This is a genomic window from Pseudoalteromonas prydzensis, assembly GCF_001661495.1.
Classification (GTDB): Bacteria; Pseudomonadota; Gammaproteobacteria; order Enterobacterales; family Alteromonadaceae; genus Pseudoalteromonas; species Pseudoalteromonas prydzensis.
The window spans coordinates 472,996-494,297 of record NZ_BDDT01000001.1 but is presented as its reverse complement, the minus strand read 5'-3'; the positions used below and the strand labels follow the sequence as shown (position 1 = coordinate 494,297).

At 42.3% G+C, this 21,302-nt stretch carries 20 protein-coding genes and 2 pseudogenes; 7 read left to right on the top strand and 15 right to left on the bottom strand.

Going from position 1 to position 21,302, the window contains the following annotated elements:
* Window positions 1-12: 12 nt before the first annotated feature.
* Window positions 13-477 carry a hypothetical protein gene (locus tag A7968_RS01995; protein WP_064664895.1) on the top strand — a complete coding sequence of 155 codons (465 nt, stop codon included), beginning with the start codon at window positions 13-15 and terminating at the stop codon, window positions 475-477.
* Here A7968_RS01995 and A7968_RS01990 read toward each other — a convergent pair.
* The 11 genes and pseudogenes from A7968_RS01990 to A7968_RS01940 form a co-directional block, all read right to left on the bottom strand.
* Window positions 474-1,436, bottom strand: a pseudogene (locus tag A7968_RS01990) (DUF4113 domain-containing protein); the annotation flags it as partial. The gene A7968_RS01995 and the pseudogene A7968_RS01990 sit on opposite strands and share 4 nt — an antisense overlap.
* A 700-nt stretch (window positions 1,437-2,136) precedes the next feature.
* Window positions 2,137-2,352: a GDCCVxC domain-containing (seleno)protein gene (locus A7968_RS23495; RefSeq protein ID WP_076916053.1), complete on the bottom strand. Its 216-nt coding sequence runs from the start codon at window positions 2,350-2,352 to the stop codon at window positions 2,137-2,139.
* Entirely contained in the window at window positions 2,340-2,729 is a 390-nt protein-coding gene (merC, locus tag A7968_RS01980; protein ID WP_024601094.1) for an organomercurial transporter MerC, read from the bottom strand. The genes A7968_RS23495 and merC overlap by 13 nt, the downstream gene beginning before the upstream one ends.
* Before the next feature lie 65 nt (window positions 2,730-2,794).
* The gene (locus A7968_RS01975) at window positions 2,795-3,172 is read right to left on the bottom strand and encodes a MerR family transcriptional regulator (protein WP_010557530.1); all 378 of its coding nucleotides are present in this window, start codon (window positions 3,170-3,172) and stop codon (window positions 2,795-2,797) included.
* Window positions 3,173-3,541: 369 nt separating this feature from the next.
* Window positions 3,542-3,964 (bottom strand): hypothetical protein, encoded by a 423-nt coding sequence (locus A7968_RS01970; protein ID WP_064664893.1) that lies wholly within the window; start codon window positions 3,962-3,964, stop codon window positions 3,542-3,544.
* Between the two features lies 1 nt (window position 3,965).
* A complete protein-coding gene (locus A7968_RS01965) occupies window positions 3,966-6,359 on the bottom strand; it encodes a hypothetical protein (RefSeq protein WP_064664892.1) in 2,394 nt (797 codons plus the stop codon).
* The gene (locus A7968_RS01960; RefSeq protein WP_064664891.1) at window positions 6,352-8,007 is read right to left on the bottom strand and encodes a hypothetical protein; all 1,656 of its coding nucleotides are present in this window, start codon (window positions 8,005-8,007) and stop codon (window positions 6,352-6,354) included. The genes A7968_RS01965 and A7968_RS01960 overlap by 8 nt, the downstream gene beginning before the upstream one ends.
* Window positions 7,991-9,298: a site-specific integrase gene (locus A7968_RS01955; protein ID WP_064664890.1), complete on the bottom strand. Its 1,308-nt coding sequence runs from the start codon at window positions 9,296-9,298 to the stop codon at window positions 7,991-7,993. Before A7968_RS01955 ends, A7968_RS01960 begins: the two co-directional genes overlap by 17 nt.
* A 134-nt stretch (window positions 9,299-9,432) precedes the next feature.
* Window positions 9,433-9,753: pseudogene (locus tag A7968_RS01950) on the bottom strand (Y-family DNA polymerase); the annotation flags it as partial.
* Window positions 9,741-10,154 carry a LexA family protein gene (locus A7968_RS01945; RefSeq protein WP_064664888.1) on the bottom strand — a complete coding sequence of 138 codons (414 nt, stop codon included), beginning with the start codon at window positions 10,152-10,154 and terminating at the stop codon, window positions 9,741-9,743. The pseudogene A7968_RS01950 and the gene A7968_RS01945, both read right to left, overlap by 13 nt.
* An 82-nt stretch (window positions 10,155-10,236) precedes the next feature.
* Complete coding sequence (locus A7968_RS01940; protein ID WP_064664887.1) at window positions 10,237-10,656, bottom strand: MarR family winged helix-turn-helix transcriptional regulator; 420 nt, start codon at window positions 10,654-10,656, stop codon at window positions 10,237-10,239.
* Between the two features lie 109 nt (window positions 10,657-10,765).
* Here A7968_RS01940 and A7968_RS01935 point away from each other — a divergent pair, with 109 nt between their 5' ends.
* Complete coding sequence (locus A7968_RS01935) at window positions 10,766-11,518, top strand: siderophore-interacting protein (RefSeq protein ID WP_064664886.1); 753 nt, start codon at window positions 10,766-10,768, stop codon at window positions 11,516-11,518.
* Window positions 11,519-11,675: 157 nt separating this feature from the next.
* On the opposite strand, the gene A7968_RS01930 is transcribed toward A7968_RS01935, so the two are convergent.
* Genes A7968_RS01930 through A7968_RS01915 form a run of 4 tightly spaced genes read right to left on the bottom strand, consistent with a single transcriptional unit; the run spans window position 11,676 to window position 16,667 of the window.
* Window positions 11,676-12,755 carry a pectinesterase family protein gene (locus tag A7968_RS01930; RefSeq protein WP_084447970.1) on the bottom strand — a complete coding sequence of 360 codons (1,080 nt, stop codon included), beginning with the start codon at window positions 12,753-12,755 and terminating at the stop codon, window positions 11,676-11,678.
* A gap of 8 nt (window positions 12,756-12,763) precedes the next feature.
* Entirely contained in the window at window positions 12,764-13,720 is a 957-nt protein-coding gene (locus tag A7968_RS01925) for a sugar kinase (protein ID WP_064664885.1), read from the bottom strand.
* Window positions 13,721-15,208: a UxaA family hydrolase gene (locus tag A7968_RS01920; protein WP_064664884.1), complete on the bottom strand. Its 1,488-nt coding sequence runs from the start codon at window positions 15,206-15,208 to the stop codon at window positions 13,721-13,723.
* Between the two features lies 1 nt (window position 15,209).
* Window positions 15,210-16,667 carry a tagaturonate reductase gene (locus tag A7968_RS01915; RefSeq protein WP_064664883.1) on the bottom strand — a complete coding sequence of 486 codons (1,458 nt, stop codon included), beginning with the start codon at window positions 16,665-16,667 and terminating at the stop codon, window positions 15,210-15,212.
* Window positions 16,668-16,851: 184 nt separating this feature from the next.
* On the opposite strand from A7968_RS01915, the gene A7968_RS01910 reads away from it, so the two are divergent.
* The 5 genes from A7968_RS01910 to A7968_RS01890 are packed head-to-tail and all read left to right on the top strand — an operon-like array spanning window position 16,852 to window position 21,300.
* Window positions 16,852-17,616: an SDR family oxidoreductase gene (locus A7968_RS01910; protein ID WP_064664882.1), complete on the top strand. Its 765-nt coding sequence runs from the start codon at window positions 16,852-16,854 to the stop codon at window positions 17,614-17,616.
* A 23-nt stretch (window positions 17,617-17,639) separates the two neighbouring features.
* Window positions 17,640-18,482, top strand: a complete 843-nt coding sequence (kduI, locus tag A7968_RS01905) for a 5-dehydro-4-deoxy-D-glucuronate isomerase (RefSeq protein WP_064664881.1) — start codon at window positions 17,640-17,642, stop codon at window positions 18,480-18,482.
* Window positions 18,483-18,523: 41 nt separating this feature from the next.
* Complete coding sequence (locus tag A7968_RS01900; protein ID WP_064664880.1) at window positions 18,524-19,501, top strand: TRAP transporter substrate-binding protein; 978 nt, start codon at window positions 18,524-18,526, stop codon at window positions 19,499-19,501.
* Window positions 19,502-19,510: 9 nt separating this feature from the next.
* A complete protein-coding gene (locus A7968_RS01895) occupies window positions 19,511-19,999 on the top strand; it encodes a TRAP transporter small permease (RefSeq protein ID WP_064664879.1) in 489 nt (162 codons plus the stop codon).
* On the top strand, window positions 19,999-21,300 hold the full coding sequence (locus A7968_RS01890) for a TRAP transporter large permease (protein ID WP_064664878.1): 1,302 nt from the start codon (window positions 19,999-20,001) through the stop codon (window positions 21,298-21,300). Before A7968_RS01895 ends, A7968_RS01890 begins: the two co-directional genes overlap by 1 nt.
* Window positions 21,301-21,302: the final 2 nt, after the last annotated feature.

Here is a 21,302-nt window from a genome sequence, read left to right as displayed (position 1 = left end):
GTTAGGTTTTTAATGCGTTATAGTGAAGTACTATTGTATGCCGTTTGCTTATGTATGAGCGCGTTAGGCAACGCTAAAACTGAGTTGCCCAGTAATAAAAGTCAGTTTATTTCTTTGTTGAATAGCAAAGTGGGCAACTATCAATTAGTGGCCGGTGCTGCGGAGCAATGCGCGCCTGGGTCGCTGGCATGGCTTGATGACAGTAATCCTGATCTGGGCTTTAAACTTGGCAATAGCATCATCTTTAATGCCCTGCATAATGGTACGCAAACCAATAAAGTGGCAAACTTTTGTTTAGTGACCACTAAATATAAATATACAACGCAAAGCATCATTTTATCGCTGCGCCATACGCGTTGTGAAAACGACAGCGATAACCTTGATACGAGTCAGACCCTGCGATTTATTGCTGATAGCCGCCTACACTATAGCGTAGAAGACAGCGATACCGTTTGTCAGTTTGAGTTACAGCGCTAGCAACACGCTATCTTCGGCAAGTGTTGCCAGCGGGTTGTATAGTGGGGCGATAAAAAAGTGCGCTTCATATGCCATTGGTTAGTTTGTTGCTGACTGGCAAGCGTTAAGCTATCTGTACCGTAACGTTTGTTGACCGCATCTAAACAGGCCATCAAGTTAATATTATCTGTTTTTTGATTAAATAAATCTTGTTGCTGAAACTGCGCAGTGCTTATCTCTAATGCCCCAACCCCACATTTATAATACCGTATACCCACTTGATACAGTTGCTCGAAAATAGCGGTTACGGCATTAGCAAAAATAGTACTGTCGGCACTCGCGTGAGGGAGTTCATAAATAAGCGATTTTTTTGTGTAATGTTGCTCATGGGGTGAGCTGGCAATAAACAACAATAATCGCTTAGTGACTGAGTGTTGGGCGCGTAGCTTACGTGCAACAATCATGGCATGACTCACTAACGCTGTTTTTAAAGCAATAGGGCAGCTTAACCTAGTTGCAAAACTGCGGGTTGAAAATATCTCCCGCTTATTGTGCTTCACGTCATCCCAGTTTAAGGTTGGGCGGCCATTTAACTCATCAACTGTACGGGCAAGTACCACACTAAATAAGCGCTTCATATGGGATGGGGATTGCTGGGCTAAATCGAGTGCACTGTTAATATTCATTAGTTTTAATTTTTTAGCCAAACGCCTGCCAACTCCCCAAATATCGCCTACATCCATGGCTGCTAATATTGTCGTACGCGATTGTTCGTCATCAATCACGGCCACCCCATTAAAGCCACTGAGTTTTTTTGCGGCATGATTAGCCGCTTTGGCAAGGGTTGGCGTTGGACCGAAGCCAACTCCAACGGGTAGTTTAGTTTCGCGCCACACAGTACGGCGAATTAACTGGCCGTACTGGTGCCAGTCATTAATGACTGGCGTAAAGCCGTTAAAGTGCAAAAACGCTTCATCAATTTATGGCTACTTTTTTATAAAGCAAAAGGGTGAATTTATAGTTATGTCAATTAATAACAATGATTTATTATTAATGTAGCTTTACAATTAATGAAAAGTTTGTGAAACAGGTGCTCTAGCTGCTTATTATTTAATCTATTTTGAGGGGTTATCGAAAAACGCAAAAACTTCAGATCTTAGAGCCCCAGAATTTCTGAAATAAAATTACACTGATAATCATCAATAAGCTGGTATTAATGCTGGAACCTGATGCATTTGATATGATGGTGAAATACCTCTAATATTACTTAATTTAGCGCTTTGTTCCTGCAAATATGCATGACCAAACTAAAGTTTGGACATTCTTGATTCTGACTGATTTTTGCAACAGGCTGTTGCAAATTTGGAGTCGGTGGTAGCTGTTGTGATTTTGCAACAACTGAACACTCTCCTCACTCTTGCAAAATTGGATACTAGAGTTTGTCCAACAGCCTGTTGGACAAATTATCTTTATGAAGGTTTGCAGTTATCTAAACACATTTCGGGGCAAAGGCGAGTTATATGTATAACTCATCGATGGACAATTATGAGCTAGGACGAATGCGTGCTTTGTGCCAAAAGCAGCCCTTGAGTGAATTAGTGATAAAGGCTGCAATGATACGATTGCTGACATTTCACTATTTCTTTTTATGCCTTCTCATTGCCATTAATAGACTGTCATTTAGCTATCGCAACAACTTTGACCTTCTTGAATTGGCGGGCATTTCACTGTTCCATAAGAGCAATATACGCAACAATCGCCTTTCAAAGGCTTTAGGAGAACTTTGCAAGATTCACATTCATAATACCACTGGCAAGCGTTGGTTGGCATTTCTTCAGTTTTACTGAAGCCACACTCAGGGCAAGTAATGGTAGAATTTAACTCTATACTTTGCATGTTTGCTCCTTCAAAGGTTTAACAATGTCTAATACGGACATTACAATCATCAAACAAATACCTACATAAAACAAATAAGTGCTCCATTCGTATTGCCATAGTGGATAGAGGGTTAACAAAACCGCTATAGGGCCAATAACCCCAAGAATACCTCTCGCATGATTTTGGTTTTTATACCAGTTATACAAATTTACCAACAATGCCAGAGTTGCAAATATAGGTAACAAGGTATTTACAGCAATTCCCTCAAAGTGAGAGAGAAAGCCTAATCCTAATGCTGATGCTAACGAGCCGAGTGCGGGGAAGCACCCCGTACAACTAAGAGCCGCAAGCCAAACACCACCTGAGCTAACTTTATCTAAAATCTTATTAATCATTTTTAACGTCTAACATTATTTGAATGATTTGAGTATGAACTCCGTAGGTAGGTACGGAGTCAATACTATTTTAGCGAATCGATTATTGGGCAGTGAGATTGATCGTTATTGTTGCGGCATGAATTAGTCATTTCTTTTATGACGACTTCTAAGCGTTGAAGGTCAGCTATCTTATTTTGAATTACGTTCAATTTCAGCAAGCCTAGGGATTCTACTTTGGCACAATCGCCATCCATTGACATCAATGAAGCCACTTCTTTTAGAGTAAAGCCAAGTGCTTTGGCCTTACAGATGAATTGTAATTGTTTGGTGATTGAGTCGTCATAGACACGATAACCATTTTGAGGTTTTTGAGGCTGTTTTATCAAGCCTTCCCGCTCATAAAACCGTATAGTTTCTACGCCTATATCAAGTTCTTTAGCCAACTTGCCTATTGTTTTCATCGTCCAACCATAAAATCAACTTTAATCATGACATTAGTATATCAATACGAAGTAAAATTGCTCGAACTACAATGACTGGTTTTCGCTCAAAGCCGCCCTTAGAGCATTTACGTTAACTCATCTTGGGGCAGTTTCGTCCTTGTTAGAAACCAATCAGCGCAAAAAGTATGTCCTTATGAGACTCATTCCTCCCCCCACAGGTGGTGCTTAACCCCAACATCTTGCTACTTCATTGTCATTGAGCAAGCTTCTACTTTGCAGTGCCAACACCCTACTTAGCCTTAAAATCAACACATTGGCGTGATCGTTTGTTCCGTTGCCAAGCTGAAGCATCATCAGTCCATAATTAACCTTTCCCATCGGAGTTTCCTATTCTCGATTTTCTTCAGCAGGAGCTTGAAAAAGAATATGAGGGAGGATTGGTGGGTTATGTTTCGCAGCGTTTACCTTGGCACGATTAAGAGCGACAATCTGAACATTAACCTTACGCTCTAACTCACTGACTTCTCGCTGTAATCGTGCAATTTCATTTCGTAAATCGTTTTCGGTAGCAGAGAACGGTGGGTTGCGCCCAGATGGTTCACCAGCACGTTGTGCCTCTTTCCTAAGATCGTATTCGTATTTGACAGAAAAGTATTTACACAACGTTTGCCGTGTCACATCAAGAGACATCCTGGCCTTGATTTCCTTCGTCAAACGTTGCCAAGTTAGTTTTTCACCATCTGACCAGGTAACGATAATCTTGCAGATCATCGATACTTGTTGATTATTTAGGTTTAGTTTTGCTGCCACCTCACGACTCCATTAATTCAGCTAAAAAAGCTTCCGGACAGAACTCATAAACAGTTTCATCACCCGCATTGGTCTCTTGAATCGGCTGTTTGGCGAGTTCTTCAGCCTCTAGCCTTTCCCGTAAATCCGGCAAGTGAGGGAGAATCGTGATCGATTGTGTCATTGCAGCATTTGTTACAAGGTATTGATTATCTTCATCATTGATTGCGCGAATCACAGCGCCATCTTCAATACTGTTATCAGTTAGGAGAGACAAAAGAGCTGTGCGCTTAGCGTATCGACGTTCGTGTGTTTCCAACCACCTGTCATCAACAGGAACGCCCGTTGCCCGGCGCTTAATCACAGAATGCAGGCGGTATGCTTGTATTGCGTGATCCTCTTGCAACACATTCAGGTCGTCCAGATCTCCCTTAACGTGACAGCTTTTATTGCAACCCACACAGTCCAATCCTTCCAATTTCTTGCAAGGAACTAATTCAAGAGGCTGAACGCAGTAACCTGTACGCATCCGATGGGCTGTCTTGAAGACAAATGATGTGATTGGCTCACCATTTTCTTCAACCTCGTCAGGTAACGCCAAGGTTGGTGTCAGGCCATTGCGACCAGTTTTCTTTCGAAACTCCGCTGCATTTTCAGGAACCACAATAATATTTACCGCCTCGTCAGTGTCACCTAGCACACTAAGGTTGTGTTCGTGACGTCCATCTTCAGTTTTGTTGTCATAAACAAAATTGGTTTTCTTATTGGCACGTCCAGACCAAAGTGCAATAAGAGAATCACTCATTCCCTGTTCTTGAGCGGCGGTGTTCAGCCAATGACGAAATCCATGACTATTTAAAGAATAGTCCTCTGGGTAACCCATATTTTTGAAGATAGAGGTAGCACTGCCTTTGCCTGTTAAGCGACGCGTAAACCACGATCCTACATTTGCGAAAGACAGCGATAATCCTGAGCTGGAACCTATACCAGATGGCCTTGATTGTGAGCTTGAATCTGGCTTGGGTCTTCCTCTTCCGGTCATTGCACCGGTTGGCACTATCAGAGCAGAACTGAGTGGTATGCGTTTGCCATTACCTTTATGCTCAGCGCCGAGATGATAGCGGTAACCATTATCCATGGCTTCTTGCTGCCGCTTGATCCAGAAACCATGTAATGAATTCAATGTCAGCGGCGATGGCAAACCGAGTGTCTTTGCAGCGCTCAATGGCACATTTAATGCCACCGCAGCCAATTCCATTGATATTTCTAGATCTTGGCCCTCTGGACTCTTTTTATTTGACTCACCCCATACATCCCAAGCCTTACTCAGCCTTTCATCTTTAGGTTTACAATCATAAACACCGACGATCGTTCCGAGTTGCCATAAAGATATAGGTTTAGCGTGTTCAAGGTACTTTGGTACTGAAAATCCCGTTCCAGCAATAAGATCTTTCAACGCTATGTTAGGATTGGCATAGAAACGAGCCAAGACCAAGCCTGGTTCACTCATGTGTTGCAACCAAGTAACGGCACGTTTCAACAAGGGGACTGTAGTTTCAGGTATCGCCTTATGAAAGTCTGGGTGGCCCTTACTACCACGATACCGCAGCGCGACGTAGGTTTTCCCCTTATCATCGGTTTTCTCCACGACACAATTGCGCTCCAGTAGGAAAATGTCACCGTACCGGGCAGGCTCTATCATGAGTAGTGCACAACATGAGGCGACGAAACGTTTTTCGAAACTGTCAAATCTTAAGCTACCTTCTGCCGCCTCCATTTCTGCCATTGATGGCATCACCGTCGAGAAAATCTCGGCAGTTGCCAGCATTACTTCACTGTCCGGAATCCTCGACCTTCGCCGTTCTTCAGCAGTATTATCCACATAGTGCGGGGTATTACCCCGATAGGGGTGCCGTGTAGCAATGTAGCGAGGGATCAATTGTTCAGAATCCGTGCGTGAATTGAGCCACCTTACGAGTTTATTTAGGTGCTCTTGAGTTGTTCGCCGTCCTAGGCCACGATGGTGCTTTTTTATCAAACTAAGACAGCGATCATATACTGCCTCGGTAAAGCTGCTGATTTTTAACGGGAGACCTTCCTCTCGAAGCGCTAGCTCAATCAGTTTGATAGGCGATACATGCAACGCAAATTGTGGCGCATTATTGTTATATTGGGTAATACACCAAACTCCCCAAGCCTTGGCGAAATTCCGTATTGGTTGGGGTAATAGCTCTCCCGGTGCGTAGTTTTTGATATCTTTTGAATTAACGCCATGACGTGAAAAGGTAAAGTGCGGCCAGTTATCATCAACCCATGTTTTGCCGAACGAGCCAAAGGGAAAAGGCACCGATTTCATCTCAGTGATGAACTGCTCAGCATTAACCTGCAACCTGTCAAAATGAAAGTCTTTAGACATCCGATTGCTCCTGATTGAATTTGTGGCAAGCAATGATAGTTAGCTGGATGTAACGGATAACTCTTGACCAACCTCGTAATTGAAACGGACGTGCGCCACGCTTCACCTCACGCTTGTAATGCTGTACGGCTTCATTCAGTACCTTACTGTGTTCCCCTGACGCTATTGGTCGGAACAGATCACATGGATAGCAGGCAAACGGCGCTGACAACTCCTTACTTTTACACTGCTGCTGACAATGCTTACACGCACCTATCGCGTCGATGCCATCGGTAGTCACTTGGGCATCCGCTTCATCACGATTTATAATCACGCGACCCATGGCAACATCGACGAGTGGGCCAAGAACAGGACTCATAATGCGGTCGATCGTATCAATTGCCCCCGGAGTCATATCCTTATATGCCTTTACGGTGGATTTATCAATTACACCTAACGCCTTTGCAATCACCGCATCCTCATGCCCTTCGATGGCCATTGAAGTGCCCAACGTATGACGTTGACGGCGCGCCCCATAGCTAAAGTCTGAGACTCGTTCGCTCTTTATATCCATGGCTTTAAGCACTTTTCGAGTCTGTGAACTGAATGTATTAGAAGTCATGTGCAGACCAGGTCCCTTTGCTGCGGTAAATAATGACATCTGATCTGGCCACTTCAACAGCTCCATGCTCTGGTAGCAACCAGGAAATGCATTGGGTTGACAAAGCAGTGGCCACTCCTTAGAGAGTATGACTAAATCACTTTCGCTTAGCTTTATCTCGTTCTCACGAAGCATGCGGAGTATGCAACGTTCTGTTACGCTCCGAAACATATTGAGTTCACCTACCAATTCTTCATTAAGCTCAATGCGGTAGCCTTCCCATTGTTTACGAAAACCGCCATCCTGTGTTTTCGCTCTAGGAAAACGAGCTTCGTGCCGAATGAGTTCGATACCCTGTGTATGGATATTTATGAAATCCTTCCACTTCATCTGAGATAGAGTATCGAAACGTCGGTTTGTAAAATGCAGTAAACGAACTCCGAAGTAACCGGACCAAGCGGCATAAGTCAGTCCAGAATCATCAGAGTTACTTGTTGCTTGCAACAAGCCTTGATAATGCTGTCGGAGACCATTAACAAGGTTACCGTCCTCGGTACTACTGAGTGCACCAGTTTCGGGGTTCAGGAAGTCATTTCTGTTACCGCTGCGGAAGGTCACGGTTTTGAAGTGATCAACTAAAGGTTTGTATCGACTGCGATTCAGTGGAAGAAGGTATTTAAGAGTGCCGCTGATTACAGACAACTTGACATCTGCAGATTGGGTCTTGTGTACATATGCGACATACGCTATAAGACTACTCTTAGTGACTTCCTCGTTACTCCGGGACAGGTATTCACTCCAAGCTTTACTAGCAGGGGTGATTCGGGAGACAGTTAGTTTCCGCGCTGCTGAAGCTAATCCCTCACGCAATTCAGCAGCTAAAGTATTGTCCTTCAGCGAACTTAACCACCCAACTTTTACCGGCGAGACCCCGTGTTTTAGCTTCCAAACATCGGTTTCGGGATCGAACTTTAGACCAGTTTTGGCGACCTTTAGCCTATTTTTTGAATCTTCATTTTCGTTAGTGCGAGTGGGCTGGATAGCCAGGTAATTAGAGGTTATTGTCATAAGTTTTCTTCGGTGCAAAGCGCTTTTCATTAAGGGCAGTTATGGCCCGCATGGCTTTTTGGTTCAGGTTGTAGACATCATATACCTTTTCCGGCATATCCGAGTTCGGGCTCCAGCCAAGCAGTTGACGCATTATTTGGGCTTGTTCTTCAGTATCGATTTTTTGCTTGTCCATCAAAGATTTCAGGTCTTGAACAAATCGATGCCGCAATTTGTGCGCAGCTATCGGCTCGCCAAGAACCCGACTAAGAGATACAAATATTTTTGAAACTGTCTTGAGAGAGAGCTCTCGACCACAAGTCTTACCTTGGTGTGCAACAAACAAATACTCGGTGCCTTGCACGCCTAGCACCTTGCAGCGGGTGTCTACGATGTAATTTTTAATTCGGCGGCGCAGATGAGCAGGTAGTACAGAAGTGTGGCTGAGAGTTTTGACTTCAGAAGTGAGGGCTCTACGGTCAGCTTTATCATTTGGTCGGCTAATGATCCGAAGTTTATGCGTACTGAAATCTATATCGTCAAGCTTAATACCACATAACTCTGATCGCCTTATACCAGTGGTTCGTAACAGATCAATAATGAGACAGTTACGTTCTTGGATAGTGGGGTTCTTCCAAATTGGCCTGAAATCTATAGAACTGTGGTCATTTTCAATGAGGTGCCCTAGTCGAATCATTGCATTATCGCTGATTTCAGGCTCGTTGCCTTTTAAACTATCCGGTTCGGCCTGTTCGTCCGAAGAAACAGGGCGCATCTCTAAGTCTAGTGCGTGAATCATATCCTCACGGGACTGACGAAGTATCCAGGACTCATTTAAGCCATGGATTAGCTGGATCAGGTGATTAATGTAGCGCCGTGCCATTACAAGACGGTAGTTCGTTGTTTGAGCCTTTACTAACGACCTCTTTACTTGACCCGCATAAACGGCTTCCATCACGATTCGTTGTTGGATTTCAGGATGCAACGACGAAACATTCGGGTCACGAAAGGCATCTTCTCTCTTCAGTCGCGTTGCATCTGAAAACCTTTCGATCTCATCCAGTGTTAGGTACTTACCAGCTTGGATTCGTTCTAGGAGATTGCCTCCGCTCTTATTTCGCTCTTTCCACCACAAGAGAAAAAACTGCAAGTCCCTGACCATCCGTTCTTGGGTATTGATTGAGTAACGAGAGCGACTGATTGTTTGACTGATGAACAGCCCGGGGTAATCCAATGGGATATCATCTTCGTCTACCAAGGTTACGCACTGCTTGCCAGGAGAAAGGGGATTGTGAAATTTTTTTACAAACATGCAAACATAGCCCCTCTTTATACTTTGAAAGTATAGTTACATATGTATACATATCACGTCAATAAAAAATATAGACTTAAATGTTTGTTATTATTAATTTTATGAGATAATTTTATGTATAAATGCTTTACGAAAAATACTAGTAGCCATAAATCAATCGAGTACACAAACTGATTATCACAAAAGCGACTGATGATATTCATCATTTTATCGCTCAAGTCGGCATACAGCTCATAGTTAGATGAGCAAATAACCACATTATGTTTGGCTAATAAATGTTTAACTTTAAAATAAGGTTGAAACTTAGGGATATTGAGCCGTCGTGCAATAGGGCATATTGCACATATACAGCCGTCGTTGTTAGTTAATACCACAACCGGCTTAGTACGCAAAGCAGGGTTAAACACTTTCTCGGCGCTGGCATAAAATGCCACTGCATCCACTAAGGCATACATTGATGTAACTCAGGATTTGCACGGTGTAACCGGATAGAAAGGGTGACAACGCCTTCTAGTTGAAATTCATCTTCTTGGGTTAATTGCACTGGACCATATAAGGGGGATGCCGACAGTAAGCGTGCATTGGTTTTATCAAGCAGTTTACAGACAAATAAACCATTTAAATTAGCCACGATCACATCATTATTTTTGGCATCGACAGCGCGATCGACCAAGAGTAAGTCACCGTCAAAAATCCCCACACCTTGCATTGACTCACCAGAGGCAACGCCAATAAAGGTGGCATCGGGGTGTTTAATCAATAATTGGTCGAGGGATAACCCCAGCTCTTTGTACTGGGCGGCAGGTGATTCAAAGCCACAAATACCCGCTTCGATATAAATAGGAATAACAAGCATAAATAATTAACCAAACGCATATACTGTATAAGTGTACAGTGTATGCGTTTTAGTTAACTTATGCCAAGTAATGGACCTGCGATCACTGCATATTTTTAATCATTTTTTGAGCTGTATCTAAAAAGTCATTGATTTGTTGAGGATTTAAGTTTTTGCACATTTGCTCATTCACATGCTGTTCGGCGTTTAATAGTTTGTCATAAAGAGCATGACCTTCAGCGGTAAACGATAAGATAAAGCATCGCTTATCGTGCTCACTGGCATCTTTGCCAATCAGTTTTAATGTAATTAGCTCTTTAACTAAGCGTGCTATTTGCGCCTTGTCGCGCTGGGTTTGATTCACAATATCGTTAGCAGTGCAGTGAGTTGTCGCAGCAATAATATGCAGGCAACGCACATGCATCGCGTTTAACCCAAGCTCACCTGCATTAATGGCTTCGCGTATGGTAACGCGATAATTTTGCATTAAAGCAAATAATGTATTGGCCAATGAAGAGTTCATAATAAATCCATAATGGTTGACAATATCAATTAAATTGCTATAGTTGATTTTATCAACCAATGGGGCGTTGTGCAATTAAACAATGAATTAATCGTATGAGGAGACAAAAATGACGAGAAGAGTACGTCGTGCAACTGTGATCAGCACAGCAGATATAGCCCCGCATTTAAGACGTTTGGTGGTTGGATCTGATGAGTTTTATGATTTTCCAGCGGATCAACTCGGTGCTTATGTAAAAGTATTACTGCCGCATTATGGTAAAGATGAGGTCGAAATTGACCTTAAAGCCACTAATCCTGCACCTAAACGCTCATATACGATTAGAGCGATAGATAATATTAACCATACAATTACCCTTGATTTTGTGGTTAATCAACATAAGGGTATAGCAACTAATTGGGCTAAACAGGCCAAACCTGGCGATAAGTTAGCTATTGCAGGACCGGGTCCTAAAAAGTTAACTGATTTTAGTCAGTCTCAGTATTTAATGATTGCTGACTTAACCTCTGTGAACGCAATTAATGGGTATTTGCAGCAACTACCGGCAAGTGCCGCTGTTGATGTGATCATCCATGTTGCTGACTCACAAGATATCATCACACTAGATACCATAGAGGCACATACTAAGCACCGTATTAAGTGGCTGGTTACAACCAAGCCACAAATAGCGTTAGTGGAACAAGTCACGAATTATTTAAATCAGTACACTGGTACACCATTAATTTTTATGGGGCTTGAAGGTTCACTGGTGCGCACAATCCAAAGTATTGCAAAAGAGCAGTTTGCTGTGCCGAGTGCAAAAATAGTGTGTTCTGCGTATTGGAAGCGTGGCATCGATGCCGATGGTAAATCAGCGCCTTAGTGATAACGCTAATAAGTTGCGATGACTGCCGTGATGAATTCGAGTGCATACCCATGAGAGGAAGTATACTTAAACAAAATAAGCGTCTCACAGCAGTTATTTTAAATAAGTATACTTAGGTATGCACTCAGGTTTGGTTATCGAGCGTTAAAGAGTGTTATAACTTAAACGGCTCGCTTTTAAATTTATGGTTTTTTGTTTCTTTTTGAAGCTCTTTTTGCAGCTCTGCAAGCACTTTAGTGGGCTGCCAGTTGCCTTTAAACACCCATTGCTCTAATGAGGGTTCTGTAAACTGTGTGTGTTGAGCTTGGGTTATATTGGTTGCTAGCCAAGGAAACTTGATTGGGCTCTGATTGTCATAAAAGTAATAACGGGCGCCATAATAGTTGTTACGATTACGTGAAACATCGTCATAGGTTTTCTTAAAAATAGCCTTATCAGCCATACGCTCAGAAAACTGATTGTTGAATAAATAAAACTGCGCATCATAGTGATGACGACCAAGCCAAAAATTTTCTACACCGTCAAATGTACTGCTTGCGACCACTAGTTTTTGCTCCGAGTCCAGTTCACCGTCATGCCACAAGGTTGCTGTTTGTTTCAGGTTGAAAAACGTTGAGTGCTCGATAAGCGCTGTACCACGTGGGCAAACCATATCCGTTGCCCCAGTGAATGAGCAATAAGAGTGGTAATAAAGGCCATTTTCTTTATTCCATAAGCTTAACGTATCAGCACCATCGGCGGTAATATCACATTGATGCAATATGATCCGTGTGGCGTTTTCAAAACCGCGAATAGCAAACTGATGATCATGGGTGTTATGTAAGCGACCATAATTATTAGTAACACTAAGATTAACAATATTAATATCGCTACCTGCTATATTGATCACTGCCGCGCCCCAATCACTGTCGTGATTTTCACGCCAGTTGTTACGCAGCTGCGCATATTCGATACGGGTATCGCTAAGCGAACTGCCAACTAAACTGAGGTTATTACGGGTGATGTACAGTTTTTCTTGGTATAACCCTGGAGCAATCAAGATAATTACAGATTTAAATTGGCTGCTGGCATCAATAGCACTTTGAATTGTTTTAAACGCTGTTGGCTGTTTTTTATCTACATACAAGATGTTGCTTGATTCAGTACCAATGGGTGGCGTTGCCGCTATTGCTGATGTCACTAAGTGAGCGCAGACAATCATTAAACTAAGATACACAATAAACTGTTTTCTCATCGTCAAAGCTAACCCTTTATTGTCTGTTTGATTGTTGCAGTGTCAATTTCGACAATAGCCCCACGCTTTTGGATCACTTGGGCAGCCAGTAAATTACCCGCTTGCGCACATTGTGCTATGGGCTTATCTGTGAGCCACTGCGCTAAAAAACCAGCATTAAATGAATCACCCGCAGCAGTGGTATCAACGACGTTTGCTATTTTTACAGTGCTAAACAGCTCAACTGAAATAGAGTTATCTGGGTGTTTTTTACTGTACTGACAACCATCTTCCCCGAGTTTTACAATGACTTCATGAGCGCCTTGTTGGTGCAAACGTTCGGTACATTGTGCAACACTGCTGTCTCCCCATAATTGCGCTTCATCGTCAAAGGTCACTAATGCTAAATCTGCCAGCGCATAGGCTTTATTATTAGCAAGGTGGCAGTGCATTTTGCTTGTCCATAGTGATGGGCGGTAGTTGCTGTCATAAATAATCATGATCCCTTGCTGTTTTAGCTGTGCTAGATGGCTGAGCAAGGTATGGCAATCTTGCTCAGGTAAAATTGCTAATGAGATCCCTGATAAATAAATAGCGTCAACTTCAGCAAGGTTAGTAAGTACTTTAGAAAAGTCAGCATGTTGCACTAAGTATTTAGCCGCTGAGTCACTGCGCCAATACTGAAAAGTTCGCTCGCCAGAAGCATCATTTTGGATCATATACAAACCCGGTTGTTTGTTATGACTGAGCAGCACATTATCGGTATTAATATGGTGAGCTTGCCATTTATCGATTAATGCGCGGCTTAATGGATCAGTGCCCATAGCACTGACGTAATTGACATTTACCTCATTGGCTGCGAGTTTTTTTAAGTAAATGGCGGTATTCATGCTATCGCCGCCATAATTTTGTTGCATAGCAGTAAATGGTTGGCCGCTTAGCTCAACCATACACTCGCCAATAATTGCGATGGACTTAGGGGTCATTTATAAGGTCACTCCTTTTTTCCAAATCGCGACTTCACGAATATCGTTTATTTCATTGCAAGTTGGTTTACCGTTAACAATATCAACCAATAATTGCACGAACTCGCCGTGCACTTGTTCCATTGTGACATCGTTAATTAATACACCTGCATCAAAGTCAATCCAGCGCTTTTTCTTATTAGCAAGCTCTGAATTAGTGGCAATTTTTAACGTTGGCACAAAGCCACCATAAGGCGTACCGCGGCCAGTGGTAAATAACACCATATGACAACCAGCCGCACCAAGCGCGCTGGTGGCAATAGGGTCGTTACCTGGCGCATCCAAGAGGTTTAACCCTGGCACTTGTAAGCGCTCGCCATAATGTAATACCGCTTGTACTTTGCTGGTGCCAGCTTTTTGCGTACAACCCAATGATTTATCTTCTAAGGTGGTGATACCGCCTTTTTTATTGCCCGGTGATGGGTTTTCATAAATAGGCTGATTATGCGCTTTGTAATAACCTTTAAAGTTATTCACCATGCTAACTAATTTATTAAAGGTCTCTTCGTCTTTACAACGCGACATTAATAAGGTTTCAGCACCAAACATTTCAGGTACTTCGGTCAGTACTGTGGTACCACCTTGGGCAATTAAATAATCAGAAAAATAACCTAACATGGGGTTAGCAGTGATCCCCGATAGGCCATCACTACCACCACATTCAAGGCCAAATTTCACCTCTGATAATGTGCCTGGTTGGCGTTTATCTTGTTTTACTTGCGCATAAATTTGTTCAAGTAAAATCACGCCTTCTTCAATTTCATCGTCAGCTTGTTGGGTGATCAAAAATTTAATTCGGCTGTCATCGTAATCACCTAAACCATCACGAAAGGCAGGTAATTGGTTGTTTTCACAGCCTAAGCCAACGACTAAAGCACCACCGGCATTAGGGTGCAGTGCCATGTTTTGGAGCAGTATCCGTGTTGTGTCTAAATCATCGCCTAGTTGAGAGCAGCCAAATTGGTGAGGGAACGCATAAATGCCATCTATCTCTAACTGCGGGTTACGTTGTTTAAACTCTTTGATCATTTGATTGATCATGCCATTAACGCAGCCTACTGTAGGGATCAACCAAATTTCATTACGAATACCGACTTCGCCATTTTGACGACGGTAAATATTAACAGCAGGTGAGGGCGTTGCTTCACTTTGCTCAATAAACTCAGGAATATATTGATAATCTAACTCATCATTAAGCGTGGTTTTAACGCAGTGGGTATGCACCCAACCGCCTTTTTGTATATTCTCTAGAGCAAAGCCTATCGGCGCACCGTATTTAATAACGTTTTCTTGTTTATTAATATCACGTAGCGCTACTTTATGGCCTTTATCGATGTTCTCATTGACTAAGAGCTCTTCGTTATCAACGGGCAGTATTTCACCGGCACTGATATTGCGCATTGCAATAGCAACATCATCGGTTGGATGTAATTTTATTAGTGCTTTCATGTTATTGGCCTAATTGTTTAGTAAGCGTAGCGGCAACACCGTCGGTGAGCATAGTACGTAGGTGAGTTGTAACGGTGGCAGTTAATTCAGGAAGTTCATTTAAATCACTTTCCCAATGCCATTTTGCACCTAACACTTGTTCTACAAGGGCTGTTAATGACAATGCATTGTTATCAAAGTCATGCCAAAGGGTATTAAATAATTCTAACCATTGTGGTGCGTCACTCAATTCAATCGGTTGGTCATTACGTAGGCCTTTATACATTAAAATTTGCCCTGCAATAGCCAATGCCATCATATTTGGCACCGCGTTATTAGTTGCTACATAAGTGTGTAACTGCGGCAAAATACGGGTTTTAAACTTAGTCATACTGTTAAGCGAAATAGACAGTAATAAATGGCAAATATACGGATTTCTAAAACGGTTTAGTACATCATTGGCAAAGCGCTTTAATTCATCTTCCGGTAAATCAAGAGTAGGAATAATCTCTGCAAAAATTAACTGGGTTAAGTATTTTTCAAACAAAGGATCAGCCAGCGCCTCGCCCACTGAATCGATGTTTGCCATATAAGCCAGCGGCACTAGTGCGGTATGAGCACCATTTAAAATCCCCACTTTTTGTTGTTTATAGGGTGATATATCATCAACAATTTTTATATTTAGGTCACTGTCTTGTAAGCAGAGTAATTCTGCTAGATGCTGCGGCCCTTGAATAACAAATAAATGGAAGTACTCAGCAGTCACCATAAAGTTATCTAAATAACCGAGTGACTCTTGCAGTTGTTGATGCTCATCACGTGGAAATCCAGTGACAATGCGGTCAACTAAGCTTGAACAAAAGTGGTTAGCCTCACTAAGCCAGTTTGAAAACGCTTCAGGTAGTTGCCAAAGCTGGCAGTATTGAAATACGATTTCTTTGAGTTTCTCGCCGTTATAGTCAATTAGCTCGCAAGGGATGATCACCATGCCGCTGTCTGTTGAGCCATTAAAATGATTAAAGCGATGAAACAACCATTGGGTTAATTTAGCTGGAAATGCTTTAGCAGGTGAGTCATTGAGTTTATCTGTATCAATGTACTCAATACCGGCTTCCGTGGTATTTGAAAAAATAATTTTCAGATCAGGATTTTCTGCCAACGCCATATAACGAGGGAAGTCTTTATAAACTGGAATTTCTTCATTGATTGAGCTGATAATACGGTGATCTGCTACGGTTTCACCTTGCTCATTTAAGCCGCGAATAATGGTGGTATACAAGCCATCTTGAACATTAAGTAAAGGAATTGCGTCGTAATCGATAGGACGAATAACTGCAACACCGGCATTTAGATCACTTGTTTCATTGAGTTTATCAATTTGCCAATCGATAAATGCACGCAAGAAATTTCCTTCACCGTATTGCATTATTTTTGTTGGGTATTTGTTTTTATTAAAGTTTTTTCTATTTAGTGCTTGCATAATATGAACCTATAAACGTGATATGGGCTGATTGATTTTTACATCTTAGCTATATTTGCCACCGGTGGCAAATAATATTTGACAAATTGCCACCGGTAGCGAAGAATGGGTGTTAACAAGTTTGGCTAATTCGGTTTACATTGAGTTAGTAATATAGCAATAAATAAATTTATAGGAACTTAAAATGACAGCCACTTTATTTGATCTCACTTCAAAAACAGCGCTCGTTACCGGTGCAAGCCGTGGACTGGGTCAGCAAATCGCAGTGGGCTTAGCAAGCGCTGGCGCCAAGGTTATTTGTAGCAGTAGTAAAGAGCAAGGCTGCCAAACCACGTGTCAGATGATCAAAGAGCGTGGTGGCGAAGCGTATGATTATGCAGCAGATTTAAGTAATGCGGATTCAGTGAATGCCTTAGCAGCTACAGCCTTAGCAAACCATGGCGGTATTGATATTTTGGTTAATGTTGGCGGCACCATCTTTCGCAGCCCTGCGGTAGATTATCCGTATGATCAATGGCAGAACGTGATGAAAGTAAATCTTGATGCTAGCTTTTTATTAGCACAAGCTGTAGCGCCAAATATGATCAAACAAGGCTTTGGCAAAATAATTAATATTGCCTCGATGTTGTCATACAGCGGCGGCATGACAGTCCCAGCCTATACCGCGAGTAAACATGCAGTTGCGGGTCTTACTAAAGCATTAGCAAACGAATGGGCACAACACAATATTCAGGTCAATGCCATTGCCCCCGGTTATTTCAGAACTGATAACACCCAAGCCTTACAAGATGATGCCACCCGTAATAGCGAAATTGAAAAACGCATTCCTGCAGGGCGTTGGGGTGAAGCAGAAGACTTAATTGGTTCAGCCATCTTTTTATCATCAACAGCCAGTGACTATGTCAATGGCCATATTCTTGCTGTTGATGGTGGCTGGTTAGCACGATAATTTTTAATTTTAGGTAGCAAGTTATGAGTACAGAAATAGAGTCACGTTACGCTGTCGGGCCAAATGAAGTTAAAGGCTATGACACCCAACAATTAAGAGATGAGTTTTTGGTCGAGAAACTCATGCAAGAGAATAAAATTTATTGGCTATACACTCATTATGAGCGGTTTATGGTCGGCAGCGCAGTACCAACAAGTAAGCCACTCACACTAGAGACGGTAGATAATTTAAAAGCTGCCAACTTTTTAGCTGGCCGTGAACTTGGGGTTATTAATGTCGGTGGCAGTGGCACTGTAACTGCGGATGGCCAACAGTTTGAGCTTGGTTATAAAGATGCCTTGTATTTAGGTAAAGATACCAATGATGTGGTATTTAAAAGTGATGACAGTAATCATCCTGCGAAATTTTACCTTAATTCTGCACCAGCTCATCACAAATACCCAAACAAATTAGTAACTCGTAATGATGCCAATGTATTGCATTTAGGTGCGCTTGAAACCTCCAATGAGCGCGATATTAATCAAATGCTGATCAATACCGTGGTGCAAACATGTCAATTGCAAATGGGCTTAACCGAGTTAAAGCCGGGGAGTGTCTGGAATACCATGCCTGCTCATCAGCATGATCGTCGTAACGAAGTGTATTTTTACTTTGAAGTTCCGAAGCAGCAAGCTGTGTGTCACTTTATGGGCGAACCGAGTGAAACTCGCCACCTCTGGGTACATAACGAGCAAGCCGTGGTGTCGCCGCCATGGTCAATTCACTCCGGTGCTGGCACACAAAACTATAGCTTTATCTGGGGTATGGCAGGTGAAAACCTTGACTACGACGATATGGATAAATATCAACCGAGCGAGCTGAGATAATCAGCTCATTTGAGATCAAATAGCGATAAGAAGAAATAATAATGAATAGAAATCTTCTCATAAAGATAATGCTGGTTTTTTCGTTATTTTTGCTTAGTAGCTGTAGCGATGATAAAAAAACGCTGCGACTGACCATGGCGCATACACTCGATACTCGCCATGTGGTGCATCAAGCAATGGAATATATGGCCGAACGTTTGGCGTTTTATTCAAATGGCACAATGGAAATTGTTATTTATCCAGGAGGCCAACTAGGATCAGAGCGTGAACTGATTGAATTACTGCAAATAGGCAGTTTATCCATCACTAAAGTATCGGCAAGTCCACTCGAGGGCTTTGTACCAGAGATGAAAGTATTTGGTATTCCGTATTTGTTTCGTGATAGCGAGCATTTTTGGCGGGTGCTAAAAAGTGACTTGGGCACTGAGTTACTTAATAAAGTAGCTACAGCAAGGCTCAAAGGCTTAGGTTATTACGATGCGGGCAGTCGTAGTTTTTACACTACCAATGGTGCGATTAATACCCCGGATGATTTAATCGGTAAAAAAATACGGGTATTAAATAGCCCAACAGCAGTCGCCACAGTACAAGCGTTAGGCGGCGCAGCTGCACCGATTGCATGGGGTGAATTATATGCCGCATTGCAACAAGGGGTCGTAGATGGCGCAGAGAATAATCCGCCAAGCTATTACCTATCTCGTCATTATGAAATTGCTAAATATTATTCTCTGGACGAACACACTTTCGTGCCAGACGTTATTTTAGCAAGTCTAGATGTGTGGAATTCGCTCAATAGTGAACAACAGCAGTGGTTAACCCAAGCCATGGCTGATTCTGTAGAGTATCAACGTTCACTGTGGCAAAACGCATCCGATGAAGCACTTAAAGCGGTGATTGCTGAAGGCGTAGAAGTGACTTACCCAGATAAACAAGCGTTTCAAGATAAAGTGGCTGATTTTCATGCTTCGTTCGCTAATACAGCGGTTGCAGAGCATATTAAAAAAATAAAAAGCATGTAGAGGCACACAATGCGACAACTAAACACACACTTAAATCGCATCATCGAGCGATTACTGATTTTAGCCATGATAGCGATTGTAACCGTTGTCTGTTGGCAAGTATTTTCACGGTTTATTTTACGTGCACCCAGCTCATACACAGAAGAGTTAGCCCGCTTTTTACTGATTTGGATCGGGGTGTTAGGCGCGTCCTATGCGTATCGCACCAAAGCCCATTTAGGGCTTGATCTTTTTTATCAGAAAATGATCCCATCACTTAGGTATAAATGCTCCTTTGTGATTGAAATTTGCGTGTTATTCACTGCATTGAGCATCTTGGTTTATGGTGGTAGTCGTTTAATGATGTTGAGCTTTGAGTTAGAACAAACCTCAGCAGCATTAGGTATTAACATGGGTTACGTGTATATCGTGTTACCGCTAAGTGGGGTGCTGATTGTAATAAACTGCATCGAAAACTTAGTTAATTACACACAGCAAGCATTCAAGGAGCAAGCGTAATGGATTTAACTGCAATTGTATTAATCGTTTGTTTTTTTGTATTGTTATTTATCAATGTGCCTATTTCTTTGTGTATTGCGCTGTCAACTTTAGCGGCGCTGTTAATGCATATCGATTTCACACCAGCCACCACTACCATCGCCCAACAAATGGCAGGTGGTATTGATAGCTTTGCATTACTCGCCATTCCGTTTTTTATTCTATCAGGTTTGATAATGGGCCAAGGCGGCATTGCTAAACGGCTAATTGAATGTGCGATGGCGATGATCGGCTTTTTACCTGGCGGTTTAGCACTGGTGAATGTTATGTCGTGTATGTTATTTGGGGCAATTTCTGGCTCGGCTGTTGCGGCAACCTCAGCGATTGGTAGCTTTATGGTGCCTGAAATGAAAAAACATGGCTACAGTGCCAGTTTTGCGGCGGCAGTGACTGCCAGTGCAGCCACCACAGGTATGCTAATACCACCGAGTAATATTCTAATTATCTATGCAATTGCCAGCGGCGGGGTGTCGATTGCTGCTTTGTTTATTGCCGGTTACTTACCGGGGATTTTAGTCGGGCTGGCACTGATGATTGTTTGTGCAATCTACTCGATTAAAAATAATTACCCAGTAACCGCACGTTTACCATTTAAGATTGTGCTTGAAAAAATACTCGCTGCTTTACCGAGTTTATTGCTTATTTTTATTGTTATTGGCGGCATTATTGGTGGCGTATTTACGGCAACCGAAGCCGGTGCTATTGCGGTTATTTATGCGTTAGTGCTGTCGGTGTTTATTTATCGTGAAATAAACCCTGCTGAGTTACCAGCTTTGCTTTTAAAAGCATGTGAAACAACGGCCATCGTTATGTTGATTATTGCGGCATCGTCGGGCATGTCATGGTTATTGTCATACACGCATATTCCGCAATTGGTCAGTGAGTTCTTTTTAACGCTCAGTGATAATCCATTATTAATATTACTGCTGATCAACCTGATATTGATTTTGGTTGGGGCGTTTATTGATATGACACCTGCTGTATTGATATTTACGCCGATATTTTTACCGGTAGCTGAGCAGCTTGGTATGTCACCAATTCAATTTGGTATTATGATTGTGCTTAACTTATCAATTGGCTTAGTGTCGCCGCCGGTAGGCAGTGTATTGTTTGTCAGTTGTGCGGTGGCAAAAACATCACTGCATAAAATCATCAAGCCAATGTTACCACTGTATGGCGTGATGTTTTTGGTGTTAATGCTGGTGACCTATGTGCCGGCAATTAGTGAAACGTTACCTCGCTTATTTGGGCTAATAGAGTAACA

Coding starts and splice junctions, on each gene's coding strand:
- A7968_RS01915 (WP_064664883.1), bottom strand. CDS start 16,667: ATGCAAGCACTAAATAGAAAAAACTTTAATAAAAACAAATACCCAACA.
- A7968_RS01890 (WP_064664878.1), top strand. CDS start 19,999: ATGGATTTAACTGCAATTGTATTAATCGTTTGTTTTTTTGTATTGTTA.
- A7968_RS01955 (WP_064664890.1), bottom strand. CDS start 9,298: ATGTTTGTAAAAAAATTTCACAATCCCCTTTCTCCTGGCAAGCAGTGC.
- A7968_RS01925 (WP_064664885.1), bottom strand. CDS start 13,720: ATGACCCCTAAGTCCATCGCAATTATTGGCGAGTGTATGGTTGAGCTA.
- A7968_RS01900 (WP_064664880.1), top strand. CDS start 18,524: ATGAATAGAAATCTTCTCATAAAGATAATGCTGGTTTTTTCGTTATTT.
- A7968_RS01975 (WP_010557530.1), bottom strand. CDS start 3,172: ATGAAAACAATAGGCAAGTTGGCTAAAGAACTTGATATAGGCGTAGAA.
- A7968_RS01960 (WP_064664891.1), bottom strand. CDS start 8,007: ATGACAATAACCTCTAATTACCTGGCTATCCAGCCCACTCGCACTAAC.
- kduI (WP_064664881.1), top strand. CDS start 17,640: ATGAGTACAGAAATAGAGTCACGTTACGCTGTCGGGCCAAATGAAGTT.
- A7968_RS01920 (WP_064664884.1), bottom strand. CDS start 15,208: ATGAAAGCACTAATAAAATTACATCCAACCGATGATGTTGCTATTGCA.
- A7968_RS01910 (WP_064664882.1), top strand. CDS start 16,852: ATGACAGCCACTTTATTTGATCTCACTTCAAAAACAGCGCTCGTTACC.
- A7968_RS23495 (WP_076916053.1), bottom strand. CDS start 2,352: ATGCAAAGTATAGAGTTAAATTCTACCATTACTTGCCCTGAGTGTGGC.
- A7968_RS01965 (WP_064664892.1), bottom strand. CDS start 6,359: ATGTCTAAAGACTTTCATTTTGACAGGTTGCAGGTTAATGCTGAGCAG.
- merC (WP_024601094.1), bottom strand. CDS start 2,729: ATGATTAATAAGATTTTAGATAAAGTTAGCTCAGGTGGTGTTTGGCTT.
- A7968_RS01945 (WP_064664888.1), bottom strand. CDS start 10,154: ATGCTTGTTATTCCTATTTATATCGAAGCGGGTATTTGTGGCTTTGAA.
- A7968_RS01895 (WP_064664879.1), top strand. CDS start 19,511: ATGCGACAACTAAACACACACTTAAATCGCATCATCGAGCGATTACTG.
- A7968_RS01940 (WP_064664887.1), bottom strand. CDS start 10,656: ATGAACTCTTCATTGGCCAATACATTATTTGCTTTAATGCAAAATTAT.
- A7968_RS01935 (WP_064664886.1), top strand. CDS start 10,766: ATGACGAGAAGAGTACGTCGTGCAACTGTGATCAGCACAGCAGATATA.
- A7968_RS01930 (WP_084447970.1), bottom strand. CDS start 12,755: ATGAGAAAACAGTTTATTGTGTATCTTAGTTTAATGATTGTCTGCGCT.
- A7968_RS01995 (WP_064664895.1), top strand. CDS start 13: ATGCGTTATAGTGAAGTACTATTGTATGCCGTTTGCTTATGTATGAGC.